The following is an 11,928-nucleotide window of genomic DNA, read 5'->3' on the forward strand; positions in this document are numbered from 1 at the left end:
ATGAGCGACTGCTGCGGAAACCCTGGTGTCGGCTACCTGCCGAACCTTCTCGGTAACCCCACGTACGACACCTACAACCCGAGCGAGGTACGCCTTTATGGTCGACCAGCAACGGACATCACCAGAGCGCCGGTGTTGGAAACCGCCAATGAGAGTGAGATCAGGTCGGCGATTGAGTCCGATCCCGCGTACATGAACAACTTTTCACAGAACAATGATGAATTTTGGCGCCTGTTCGACAGAGTAATTGAAGCAGCAAACAGGAGAATAGAAGCCAATAGGCAAGCACTTACAGACTTCATCGACACGAACATGATGGTTTCCATTCGGTTCGACGACGACCTGGCCTCACTGCCGATCACATTGAACCTGCCTGGGCCCGACTACGGCGCTGGTGGAGCCAACTACATCAGGAGCATCGGCATCATCTACGGTTACGCCTACGAGGGACATTGTTACAAAATGCCAAAACCTCAGATCATGTTGCTACCGGCGCCACCGAGAAACATCACAGGAGATGACCGTGGCTGTGATTGCGGCTATTCGCCGGTACTTGGTTATGCCGTATGGCAGCTGGACAAGCGACAGCGGGTAGTCGCGTTGGATGTCCGCTCCGACGACCTCAAAACGGTTGTGCTTGATGAAAATCTACCGGGAAATCGGTCACCGCAGGCCTATGGCCAGTCGATGTCACTGGCTCCGATGCGGGCGCGCGACTAGTCAGGACGCCCCCTCCTTGCAAGCGATAGTGGGAGACGATATCCCGCTGTCCAGAACACGTGCGGCCCGGCGGTGCAAGGAGGTATCCAATGGTTGCAAAGACGATCGGGTTCATCGGTACCGGAACCATCACCGATGCAATGGTCAGGGGATTGCTGGCCGAGCCTGCATTCGCGTCGCAGGTAACGATTTCGCCGCGCAATGCAGAGATTGCGCAGCGCCTTGCAGGTGAGTTCGCGGAAGTCTCGATTGCGACCGACAACCAGGGCGTGGTCGACGCGAGTGACATCGTCATCCTGGCAGTGCGTCCGCAGATTGCCGAGGACGTCCTGCGGAGATTGTCGTTCCGCGATGGGCAGTCGGTTGTCAGCGTCATTGCGGCGACCGACCGCAAGGCGCTTCTCGAGTGGATCGGGAAAGACATTCACCTTGTCCAGTCCATTCCATTGCCTTTCGTCGCGGACCGCGAGGGCGTGACGGCCATCTTCCCGCCAGACGCTGAGACCGCTGCTCTCTTTGCCGCCCTTGGCACGGCAATCGAATGCGAGACCAAAGAGGAGTACGATCTTCTGGCCGCTGCCAGTTCCTTGATGTCCACTGTCTTCGGGATTATGGACACCGCGGTAGACTGGTTGGAAAAACGCGGTCTCGCCAAGGGCAAGGGCCGCGCCTACATCGCGCCACTGTTTGCCAGCCTTTCGCAGACGGCGGTGCGAGCCCATGACGTTCCCTTGGGCGAACTCAGCCGGGAATTCGCAACCAAGGGCGGCCTTAACGAACAGGTGCTGACTGATTTTCAGGGAGGCGGTGGTCGCGATGCGATTACGTCAGCTCTAGACCGCGTGATGGCAAGGATTCAAAACGGCTAGCAGGGTTGGCGGTGGCCAATGACCTCTGATGCAAATCAATGTGCCGGAACCATGCAGTCGCGCTTTGCTGACAAGGTCCATCTCCCGGCGTAGGAAAAGGCACTCTGGCAGTTTGCTTTTTTGCTGCGTCGGGATAAGGATCGCGAAACGCGGCCAAGGAGTTTTCCATATCGATGTCAAAGCCCCGGTTGAGAAGGGAAGCAGATCTCCTTCTGCATCGCGGGACCAGGACGGCCAGCGGTGACTATCCTGTCAGCCGCACGCGCAGACCTGCCCCCGTCCACCGTCTCATCGGTGCCTTGGGAAACATCCTACTGTCCGATGCCGCGCCGTTCATGGAAAAGTTCGTTGCGGGCAAGGTTTTCCACCTGCTTCAGGAGCCGGGCGCCATTGCGGCCAAGCCTCCCACTCCGCTACCGCTGGCCCCGCAGCTGCAGTTCGCGCTGCGCAACTTGGCACTGAAGGGCGAGCCTTACGCCGAGGTCGCGGCAGCCATAAACGACGTTGCGAAAAGCCTCGAGTGGGTTTCGAGCAAGAGCGGCCCATTTGCGAGCATCAATATCGAGCACACCCACGCACATGCCGTCGTCGCCGGCCCATCAGGCGTGGAAGAACGCGGCGACGTCGCACTTGGTCTGACGATCATGGCGCCCTACAGCCGCTTTCCTGACCACATTCAATATCGATCTCGTGTCTTCCTGGCACTCTCCGACTGCGAGTTCTCCTGTGACGACAAGGGATGGCAGCGCGGTTCCGTGGGCTCGATTTTCTTCAACGAGGCCGGACATAACGTCGCCATGCGATGCACCTCGCGCCCGCTGCTGGCGGCGTGGTGCCATGTCGAACGGTAGCCAATACATTTGAAGGATCGTCATGCATCGGTATGCATGACGACCCGCCCTTACTTCACCAGCAACGGCGCCTTTCCCTTCACACGCTCATAAAGATCAATCACATCCTGGTTGAACATCCGGACGCAGCCGGACGATGCGTTCTTGCCGATTGTCTGCCACTCCGGCGAGCCGTGAATACGATAGAGCGTGTCCTTGCCATCCTGGAAAATATAGAGGGCGCGGGCGCCGAGAGGATTATTGAGGCCGGGCGGCATGCCTTGCTTCCATCGTTCAAGCGTCGGATTTCGCCCGATCATCGCCGGTGTCGGCGTCCAGGTCGGAAACTTCCGCTTCCACTGAATGATCGCCCGTCCCTTCCATGCGCGCCCCTGCGCACCAAGGCTCACACCGTAGCGCATGGCGCGGCCATCGCCGAGAACGAGGTAGAGAAACTTTTTCTCCGTCTCGACTACGATAGTCCCCGGCTGTTCATCCGTTGCATAGTCGACCTCCTGGCGGAGATATTCGGGATTGACCAGCGTGTGGTTGATGGCTGGCCAACGAAATTCTCCGTCATCAACTTCGGCATAGGCCAGCGCATAATCCGGTTTGTCGGGAGCACGCATTTCCAGTTGGATCTGCGGTTCAGGCGCAGCATCAAAGGCGTGGGCCGATGGGACATCGGCAGTTACGACAATTCGCTCCGCCGGAAGTTGTGTACAGGCTGCAAGAAGTGAGGCACCGGCCGCTGCCAGCAGCGGTCGGATCATGGACGTGGCATGCAATTTCAAAGATTCCGATTTCGTAATTTGAATAGGCGAGACATGCTCTAACTCGTGCATACAATGGCCGAAATGTGGTTGCGGCCTTCAATAGTGCGAATCAAGAGCTGTTAAGTCGCACCTGTTGGCGGCGTGCAACAATCCCCGGCGGGGAAGGTAGTACCGCGCCGAAATCCATTCCCCTTTTGCTACTTCGTGATCCGGAATCCCGAAGGCATCACGCCACCTAAGACCGCCTCTACCTCGACAGCAACGACCTTGGCCCCGACCGGCCCCATCCAGAACTCCTTCAACATCACCGAGACTGCAGCCTCTGGCCCGGCGATGAGAGCCTTCACGGATCCGTCGTCCTCGTTGCGAACCCAACCTGCCAGACCATGTCGCTCGGCCTGCGCGCGCGTCCAGACACGAAAGCTCACGCCCTGTACCCGGCCGGATATCCGCACCAGCACCGCCTTTCGATCCTCGCCCATCCCAGCCTCCATGCCAGCCGCCTATAGGCAATCTGGAGTACGGAAGGATAATTCAAGCGCGTTCAGTGAGTGTGTTGCTGCAAATGCCATCAACAGCCCAATGTCGTGCAATTTTCCGCGCAAGTGCCCTTTGTCCGGCTGGCGCAAATCAAACGGCGCTCTATACTCATAAGTGTATCAACGTGAAGGAATCTCGATCATGCGCAGGCTTATCGCAGTGACTTCAGTTCTCATGTTCAGTTTCGCCGGTTCAGCCTTCGCACAGTCGAGCATGGGCATGGACGCCAGTGGCCGCTTCGACGGTTCGCCTCCTCTCGGTACGTCCCGAGAGGACGAAGCACCAAGCGGCGGATTCGCAATACCGTTCGACACGTCCGTAACCGGCAGCACGACAAACTCCGGCAACATACAGTGGACGCGATGCCCGCCACAACGCCGCGGCGTTCAAGGCAGCAACCAAGCATGCCTTGACAACAACTGAACTCCAATTTCCGGCAACCGCGAACCTTCTCAAAGGTTCGCGGCGCTCTCGTATCTGTGCTAGGGGAACCGCGAAACGCGAGGCACGAAACTATGCTCCCCTGGATCCAACTTGATTCCGCACCGATTCCTGGAGAAGGCGGCGAATTGCGCCTCAAGCAACGAGGCAGCGAATTCTCCATCATGCTGGGTTCAAACGAGCTGATGAACAGCCGCCTGAGCGGGTCGGAGGAGGCGTTGGCGACCCTTTCCCATGAAAAAATCAGGGATCGGCCTCATCCACATGTTCTGATAGGTGGCCTCGGCATGGGGTTCACGCTTCGCGCGGCCCTGTCGGTTTGCCCGCAAGACGCCACTATCACCGTCGCGGAGCTGATTCCAGCGGTGGTGCAATGGGCACGCGGCCCGATGGCGGAAGTGTTCCGGGGGTGCCTGGACGACCCACGCGTACGCATCCACGAGGGCGACGTCAGCGAACTCATCCGGCGAAGCAAGTTGCAGTTCGACGCGGTGCTCCTCGACGTGGATAACGGGCCCGACGGTCTTACCCGCCGTTCCAACGATCGTCTCTACGACTTTGCGGGCCTCACGGCAGCCCGCAACGCCCTGCGACCCGGGGGTGTTCTCGCGGTCTGGTCGTCAGGACCGGACGCAGGCTTTACCAAGCGGCTCCGCGACTGCGGCCTTTCCGTCGAGGCGGTCAACACGCGCGCCAACGGCAAGCGCGGCGGCGCACGTCATGTCATCTGGCTTGCCGTCAAATAATTCAGCTTGCCTGAACGCGACGTGCAGCCGCGATGGCGCTTGCTGCGCCTGCACGCAGTTGCTGGGTGTCGGCCCCGGCAATGACGAGATCAAAGCCCATTTTCAGGAGTTCGCCGGCCCGCTCGCCATTGCTGCCAAAGACGCAGGCGAACTTGCTGTGGGCCCGGCACCGCGCGATGAGGTGCTTGAGCACTCCGTCTATCTCGGCTGTGTCGGGCGCCAGCTTTGCTCCATCCGAGAGGGCAATCGACAGGTCGGACGGTCCCACGAAGATCCCGTCGATACCGTCGACCCGCATGATTTCGTCCGCAGCATCGAGCGCCGCGCGCGTTTCGATCATGGCAATCGTCACGGTCTGCGAATTTGCCGACGCGAGATAGTCCGCTGCAGAAAGCCCCGTATGGTTCAACGCAAGCGTCGGACCCCAACTGCGCTCGCCCAGTGGCGGATACTTGGTTGCCTTGACCAGAGCTTCAGCATTAGACACCGAGTTGATCATGGGGGCGATAATCCCCGATGCGCCAGAATCGAGGAGCCGCGACGCAGAGGCGAAATCGCCAACCGGAATTCTTGCGAGCACCGGTTTTCCGGCAAGCCTTCCCTGCCCAATGGCAACAGCCGCCGACCCAAGACCCCAAACACCGTGCTGCATATCCAGCACGACCGCATCGAACGCCTCCTGCGCCAGATGATTGACAAAAAGTGGATCCGGAATACCGATCCACGCGGAAATCAATCCGCCCCCACCGCTTGTGATCCGCTTTGCGAAGCTGTCGATCATCGTTGGTATGCTCATTGCATTCTCCTTTGGCGGCCTAAACGGCCGCGCGCTGCTTTTCCTGATGAAGTTCCTCGATGAAGGCCTTCTGCAGCAGGATCCCATCCCACTCGTCGGCAAAAAATGGTGAATCATAAATCAGCGTATAAGGCCCGCTGTAGCCAGCCTTCCGGCACGCTTCGACAGTCTTGCGGTAGTCTGCCGCATCGAGCCCTGCATCATTGTATTCTGCCTTGGCATGGCAGAGCTCTGCCCGGCGCATGATGTCGGCGAGCCCTGCGTATTTTTCAGGAGCAGCCCAGTTGCCGAGATCGCCATTCAGGCCGACCTGCCCCTCAAGAGCATCGAGGAGCCAGTTCGTCTCCTTCGGCGAGGGAAGAAGGTCGAACCAGTTTTCGATGACGATGCGGACGCCGCTGCCTTCGGCTTGTGCGGCGAGCCACGCAAGGTGGTGGGCGCAGCGCTCAAGGTTCTCCTTGGTGGGTGCCTGCTTGCCTGCGATGACCCGCATGTTCCTGGCGCCTAGCGCAGCCGCAATTTCGATCCAGCCGGCAATCCAGCGAATGTCGCGCTCGGCCTCTTGCGGATGGCTTGGATCTCCGTCTTCTACAAGCAGGGTCTGAAGCAGAACCCCAGACGTCTCGAGCGCTTCGCGCATCTCCACCAGATAGCCATGGTCAAGGCTCGGCAGATGGAACGAGCATACTTCAAGCCGGCCGATGCCACGCTTGGCGAGTTGTCCCGCGACATCTATCAGCGAGGCGCGTCCGGCCCCGTATGGCTCCTTGCGAGCTACGTTCATTCCCGGATCAGGGCTATAGGGATAAACGGCTCCCAGCAGCCGATGCAGCGACCATGTCGAAACCGCAAATCGGCTACTGTCTAAAATGCCTTCCATCATATTCTCCTCCACTCACAGCCGGCAGCAGCTGCCCGCAGTCTCAAATGAAATCGCCGCGGATGACCTCTTCCGCCGACAAGGCCGCACCAAGGAGATCTTCGTCCCGCCCACCTATTGCCGACAGCAGGAACCCGACCGGCATGTTCGCGTCGCCCGTACCACAGGGGATCGAGACACCACACCAGTCGAGGAAGTTGCCAAGCATGGTGTTGCGCAGCGTCTTCCCATTGGTGGCAACAAAGAGATCGTCATCGGCCTCAAGGGGCTCAATTGGTGGTGCGATATGAGCGATCGTTGGGAGTGCGATGAAGCTATTGCCGATAAGGCGTCCGACATCGGCAATCAGCCTTTCGCGTCCCTCGAGTATCGCAAGATAGCTCGCCAATGTCGTCTTCTCGCCCATCCTCGTTCGCATCACGACACGGCGATCCATTTCAGAAGCTTGCGGCCCGGCAAGCCGTTCGCGGTGAAGTGCGAAGGCCTCTGCTGTAACAAGCGCGCCGTATTTCCCCATCAGCGCCAGGATCTCGTCAAAAGCGGGGATTTTGATGCGGCTTACTGAGGCTCCTTCTGCAACGAGCCAGTCGATGGCAGTTTCGAACGCAGCAACGACGCCAGCCTCCGCGCCATCGAAGACCACATTCTCAGGAACCACAATGTCCAGTTCCTTGAGCGGGCGCCTTACGACGGATGGCGCAGCTGCGCCGCGCATACCCGCGTCGATCCATACGGTATCCTGGACAGTCCTGCACAGGGGACCCAGTGAATCGAGGCTCTTCGCCAGAGGAAAGACGCCCTCCATAGGGTAGCGACCGCGCGTTGCCTTGTAGCCGACTATACCATTGAAGGCGGCGGGGATGCGCACCGACCCCCCGGTATCGGTGCCGATCGCAACCGGCAGGAGACCAGCCGCGACCGCCACGCCGGCACCGGATGACGAGCCGCCGGGAATGCGCGGAACGTCGGGGCTACGCGGATTGTGGGGTGTACCGTAATGCGGGTTAAGCCCAAGCCCCGAGAAGGCGAACTCGCTCATGTTCGTGCAACCGACCGAGATGACACCGGCATGCCTCAGGGCCGAAACAACTGCCGCATCTGCTTGTGCGGCGGGCTCAGTGGCAAGTATCGTTGACCCGGCGGATGTCGCCCTCCCCTCGATGTCGAAAAGGTCCTTCCAGGCGAGGGGTATGCCGTCCAGTAGCCCTCGTGAGCGCCCTTCTTTCAATCGCTTCGACGAGGTCCTTGCCTCGCCAAGCGCGCGCTCTTTGAGAACTGCAGTAAAGATTGATTGATCCGGGTAGGCTTCAATGCCTTCGATAACAGCCTCGGTCACGTCGATAGGATCAACGGCTGCTGTCTGGATGAGACTGGAAAGCTGCGCGATAGACATCGCGCCAAAAGGTTTCGTCATGGGGGTTTCCGCAATCTGTCTGACGCACCGAACTAAGCCGAATTTCGACAGCACGCCAAGCCCTTAAAGTCAGATCAAACCGATTGGTTCGATTTTATGAACACTGCGTTTGCGTATCCGGTCTTCAACTTGAACCGCAGACATCACAAATGACGGAAAGCGTGCTAGTATTCGCCGGCTTGAGAGGACGAGCGTACGCCGGTGCACGCCTCAGTGTAGGAGTAAAGACAATGACAAACGGCGAGAGTTGGAACACGGCGCGCGGCGACGTGGTGCACCACCACGCAACGGATGACGAGCTGGACGGTATGGGTGAACGAGAATACGCCGAGCATGTGAACGCGCACAAACCATCGATGTCGGAACGAACGATCGTGATCGGAGCGCTTGCGCTTCTAGCGATCGCCGGATTGACGGTCCATTTTGGGGTCCCCATGGCTTCTGGCCTTGACACGTCAGCGGTCGGATCGATTTCGGAACCACTGCCGTCGGTCGATTTCTGCCGTGAGCACAGCCCTTACCCCAACAGATCCTGCTAGGAAAATGCCTCGATCCGGGCATGGACAACCCCTCGTGGCGAACTAGTTACGCACACGGGAGGGTCGTCAATGCCCGGGGAGATCGATTACAATCTGGACCGCTTCATCGATGCGCAAAATGGCATTTATGAGCGTGCGCTGTCCGAGCTGAGGGCGGGGCGAAAGCGTTCCCACTGGATGTGGTTCATATTTCCGCAGATCGCGGGTCTTGGATCATCCTTCATGGCAGAAAAATATGCCATCCGTTCGGCAGAGGAAGCCTTGGCTTATCTTGCTGATCCGGTTCTCGGTAGCCGGATGGTGCGTTGTGCTGAGGCCGTGCTCTCCATCGAAGACAGGTCCGCGCATGACGTCTTTGGTTCTCCCGACGATTTGAAGCTAAAATCATCCATGACACTCTTTGCAGCCGTCAGTGAGCACGGATCGCCTTTTCACAGAGTGATTGATCGCTTCTACGAAGGCCGGTTTGATGAGCGCACGATCCAGCTTCTGGATGCAAGTAATTAAGGTGCGCTCGAATGCTCGAGCGAGTCTATTTCAGCCGATATTTCGACTATTTGGTCCCGCAATTCCCGCTCTGTGCCATCATCGATCTCTTCGTCGCCAAAGCAGCTGCGCGCTTCATAGAGCTCAAGCTTTTCCTCGAGTTCAGCGCGTCTGGCATACAAGCGATAAAGGTAACTGCAGTTCATTTTCTTGCTTCCCACATCACTCAGAAACGACAGTGAGAGCATATGGTTCCCGCCGCAAACGGGCGCCATCACGCAAACGCGGTGATGGCGGCGTTGCAGGCCTTGGAGAAGTGGTTGCAGCAGGTGTCGTTACCCATTGCCTGGCGGGTTACGCGTGCACCCTCAAGCAGGAGTGTCAAAGTGTCGGCTAGAAGCTTTGGTTCGCGCGCACCGGCTGCAAGACAGAGTGCCTCAAGCCTGTCACGTTGCTCGGCCTTGTGGCGTTCGATAACACCGTAGGCGGGATGGCCCTCACCTTTCAGCTCGATCGCGGCATTGGCCAGATCGCAGCCCACGTGCTCGCCACAGAGACTCTGCGTTCTTGCCTCGACCCACGCCCTCAGTTGCGCCTTCGGATCGCCCGGATGAGAGGCATCAAGCTCGCGCCAGATCGCCTCCGCCTTTTCCGAGGCGCGCCGAAGCGTCTCGCACACCAATTCGTCCTTCGAGCCGAAATGGCGATAGAGTGTCATTTTGTTGGTAAGAGCTGCATCCGCAATTGCGTCGACGCCAATACCGCGTATGCCGTGCTCTCTAAAAAGCTCGGCAGCGGTCGAGACAATTCGCTCCCGCGGCGGGATTTTATCGTCAGTGTTTGCAGGAGACAGCAGGTTCAACGATTCTGATTTTTTTGCGGACAAGGTCCTTGACATCCATGTGACCGATCGGTAACAAATGCATTGTTACTTACCGGTAACACCACCCTTCGCAAAAGTCAATGTCGATGAATATGCGACTGCGGTGGAACACGGGCGACTGCCCACGAAAGGAGGCAACCATGAGCAAGACCAGAGAAGACCTGACAATCACCGAAGCCCTTCGTGACCCACTGATCGCCATGGTGCTCCGTGCCGATGGCGTGAAACTCGACGACTTCAAACGCCTCCTCGAGACGGCGGCCAAGAAGCGCGAGCAGCGAACCTCTCCGGTGGGCAAGTTTCTGAACGTGATTTCCAACAATCCGGCAGCCATGTGCAGCTATTGCTGAAGTTTCGGGCGCTTCCCTGCCCCTGTGAGAGTCGTCGCTAACCAGCGACGGCTTTTTCCGTTTCGACCCATGCACTGCGAGAAACGCGTATCCCGGGCTTACGAGTGTCCGCTCCCGCGAGGGTGCCCACATCTGGAAAGGCACTCCGACAACACGAACTTGGTAGCGCTCGCCATCTCCATCGCCAAGATGAAATGTCCGTAGGCGGCTGAATATCGCAACCGGCAGATCGTCGGTCAGCGGCAAACACAAAGGGCCGTTGGCTTGACGCCAGCGGCCCCACGAAAAGCCTTGGGAGGCTGAGGATCAGATGATGCCGCCGCCACCGGCGACGGATGCGGGACGCTCTGCGGCGACCTTCTTGCGGTAGCCGCTGGCGCGGTAGGTCGCGACCGGATCGATCGCACCGCCAGCACGACGACGGGCTTCCGCCAGGATCGGCTCAACGTCCGTGCGGTAGCCCCGCTTTAGGGTTTCTGTCGCCATCAGCGCGTCGTTTTCGTCCTGGAAGCCTGCCAGCGCCTTGCGGTCTACGATCAGCGCCTGCGCATAGGCGCGGCGAATTTCGTTGGCGCTGTTGATCAGGCTTTCGATCGGATCGGTCACATTGTGCGATTGATCGATCATGTGCGCCGGGTTGAAGTCGTTGACGCCGCGTTGTTCGGCCTCAACGAGCTCGTTGAAGACGAGGAACAGGCGGTAAGGCTCGATTGCACCCGCGTCGAGATCGTCATCTCCGTACTTCGAGTCGTTGAAATGGAAGCCGCCGAGCTTGCCGAACTGGATCAGGCGGGCGACGATCATCTCGATATTGGTGTTTGGCGCATGGTGGCCGAGGTCGACAAGGCAATGCGCTTTCGGTCCCAGCGTCTGGGCGATCAGGTAGTTGGTGCCCCAGTCCTGTACGACGGTCGAATAGAAGGCCGGCTCGTACATCTTGTGCTCGGAGAACAGCTTCCAGTCGTCAGGCAGCGCCTTGTAGATGTCGGCCATCGAGGCGAGATAACGTTCGAAGGCCTTCGTAAAGTTGCTCTGGCCCGGGAAGTTCGAACCATCGCCGACCCAGACGGTCAAAGCCTTCGAGCCGATGGCCTTGCCGATCTCGATGCATTCGATGTTGTGCTCGACGGCCTGCGCGCGCGTTGCCGCGTCGGTGTGGCTCAGCGAACCATACTTGTATGAATGGGCCTGGCCGGGCGCATCTGAGAAGGTATTGGAGTTCATTGCGTCGAAGCCGAGGCCGAGCTGATCGCCCTTTGCCTTCAATTCCTTGACGTCAGTCTTGTCCCAAGGAATGTGGAGCGAGACGTTCGGCGTGGCGCGCGTCAGCTCGTTGATGACCGAGCAGTCGTCCAGCTTGTCGAAAATGCCACGCGGCTCGCCGGTACCAGGGAAGCGGGCAAAGCGCGTCCCGCCCGTGCCCACGCCCCAGGACGGAACGGCGACGAAGAATTCGGATACGCGGCGCGTGACGTTTTCAATGTCGATGCCACGGCGCGAAAGGTTGGCGCCCAGCGCTTCGTAATCGGATTTGAGCGCGGATGCGCGCTTGTCGTTTTCCTGCGCAATCACATCCTGCGCGATTTTGGACTCGGCCATGAGTTCCTCCCGAGATAGTGGATGAGACGCGGCGGGCATAACGCCCGCCGCAGCAATTG

General features: G+C 59.0%; 15 protein-coding genes. 8 read left to right on the forward strand and 7 right to left on the reverse strand.

Annotated elements, in window-relative coordinates; translation table 11 throughout:
* The 3 genes from JNB88_RS30335 (at position 1) to JNB88_RS30345 (ending at position 2,440) form a co-directional block, all read left to right on the forward strand.
* On the forward strand, positions 1–720 hold the full coding sequence (locus JNB88_RS30335) for a hypothetical protein (RefSeq protein ID WP_220358676.1): 720 nt from the start codon (positions 1–3) through the stop codon (positions 718–720).
* An 89-nt stretch (positions 721–809) separates the two neighbouring features.
* Positions 810–1,589, forward strand: coding sequence for a pyrroline-5-carboxylate reductase (locus JNB88_RS30340; RefSeq protein WP_220358677.1), 780 nt, complete (start codon positions 810–812; stop codon positions 1,587–1,589).
* A 173-nt stretch (positions 1,590–1,762) separates the two neighbouring features.
* Complete coding sequence (locus JNB88_RS30345) at positions 1,763–2,440, forward strand: dimethylsulfonioproprionate lyase family protein (protein ID WP_220358678.1); 678 nt, start codon at positions 1,763–1,765, stop codon at positions 2,438–2,440.
* A gap of 50 nt (positions 2,441–2,490) precedes the next feature.
* Here JNB88_RS30345 and JNB88_RS30350 read toward each other — a convergent pair whose 3' ends face one another.
* On the reverse strand, positions 2,491–3,192 hold the full coding sequence (locus JNB88_RS30350; protein ID WP_220358679.1) for a L,D-transpeptidase: 702 nt from the start codon (positions 3,190–3,192) through the stop codon (positions 2,491–2,493).
* A gap of 200 nt (positions 3,193–3,392) precedes the next feature.
* Entirely contained in the window at positions 3,393–3,677 is a 285-nt protein-coding gene (locus JNB88_RS30355) for an acylphosphatase (protein ID WP_220358680.1), read from the reverse strand.
* Positions 3,678–4,250: 573 nt separating this feature from the next.
* Here JNB88_RS30355 and JNB88_RS30360 point away from each other — a divergent pair.
* On the forward strand, positions 4,251–4,922 hold the full coding sequence (locus tag JNB88_RS30360) for a spermine/spermidine synthase domain-containing protein (RefSeq protein WP_220358681.1): 672 nt from the start codon (positions 4,251–4,253) through the stop codon (positions 4,920–4,922).
* Between the two features lies 1 nt (position 4,923).
* Here JNB88_RS30360 and JNB88_RS30365 read toward each other — a convergent pair whose 3' ends face one another.
* The 3 genes from JNB88_RS30365 to JNB88_RS30375 are packed head-to-tail and all read right to left on the reverse strand — an operon-like array spanning position 4,924 to position 8,012.
* The gene (locus JNB88_RS30365; protein WP_220358682.1) at positions 4,924–5,718 is read right to left on the reverse strand and encodes an HpcH/HpaI aldolase family protein; all 795 of its coding nucleotides are present in this window, start codon (positions 5,716–5,718) and stop codon (positions 4,924–4,926) included.
* A gap of 19 nt (positions 5,719–5,737) precedes the next feature.
* Positions 5,738–6,601, reverse strand: a complete 864-nt coding sequence (locus JNB88_RS30370; protein ID WP_220358683.1) for a sugar phosphate isomerase/epimerase family protein — start codon at positions 6,599–6,601, stop codon at positions 5,738–5,740.
* Positions 6,602–6,641: 40 nt separating this feature from the next.
* Complete coding sequence (locus JNB88_RS30375; RefSeq protein WP_220358684.1) at positions 6,642–8,012, reverse strand: amidase; 1,371 nt, start codon at positions 8,010–8,012, stop codon at positions 6,642–6,644.
* A 230-nt stretch (positions 8,013–8,242) separates the two neighbouring features.
* On the opposite strand from JNB88_RS30375, the gene JNB88_RS30380 reads away from it, so the two are divergent.
* The 3 genes from JNB88_RS30380 (at position 8,243) to JNB88_RS34460 (ending at position 9,279) form a co-directional block, all read left to right on the forward strand.
* A complete protein-coding gene (locus tag JNB88_RS30380) occupies positions 8,243–8,551 on the forward strand; it encodes a hypothetical protein (protein WP_220358685.1) in 309 nt (102 codons plus the stop codon).
* A 69-nt stretch (positions 8,552–8,620) separates the two neighbouring features.
* On the forward strand, positions 8,621–9,058 hold the full coding sequence (locus JNB88_RS30385) for a DUF1810 domain-containing protein (RefSeq protein WP_037129897.1): 438 nt from the start codon (positions 8,621–8,623) through the stop codon (positions 9,056–9,058).
* Between the two features lie 11 nt (positions 9,059–9,069).
* Positions 9,070–9,279, forward strand: a complete 210-nt coding sequence (locus JNB88_RS34460; RefSeq protein ID WP_156142436.1) for a hypothetical protein — start codon at positions 9,070–9,072, stop codon at positions 9,277–9,279.
* 32 nt (positions 9,280–9,311) lie between these two features.
* On the opposite strand, the gene JNB88_RS30395 is transcribed toward JNB88_RS34460, so the two are convergent.
* Positions 9,312–9,935 carry a TetR/AcrR family transcriptional regulator gene (locus tag JNB88_RS30395; RefSeq protein WP_220358686.1) on the reverse strand — a complete coding sequence of 208 codons (624 nt, stop codon included), beginning with the start codon at positions 9,933–9,935 and terminating at the stop codon, positions 9,312–9,314.
* Between the two features lie 125 nt (positions 9,936–10,060).
* Here JNB88_RS30395 and JNB88_RS30400 point away from each other — a divergent pair, with 125 nt between their 5' ends.
* Complete coding sequence (locus JNB88_RS30400) at positions 10,061–10,270, forward strand: hypothetical protein (protein ID WP_037129892.1); 210 nt, start codon at positions 10,061–10,063, stop codon at positions 10,268–10,270.
* Positions 10,271–10,576: 306 nt separating this feature from the next.
* On the opposite strand, the gene rhaI is transcribed toward JNB88_RS30400, so the two are convergent.
* Positions 10,577–11,869, reverse strand: coding sequence for an L-rhamnose catabolism isomerase (gene rhaI, locus JNB88_RS30405; RefSeq protein ID WP_220358687.1), 1,293 nt, complete (start codon positions 11,867–11,869; stop codon positions 10,577–10,579).
* Between the last annotated feature and the right edge of the window lie 59 nt (positions 11,870–11,928).

This window comes from Rhizobium cauense, from assembly GCF_019511525.1.
Taxonomy (GTDB): Bacteria; Pseudomonadota; Alphaproteobacteria; order Rhizobiales; family Rhizobiaceae; genus Rhizobium; species Rhizobium cauense.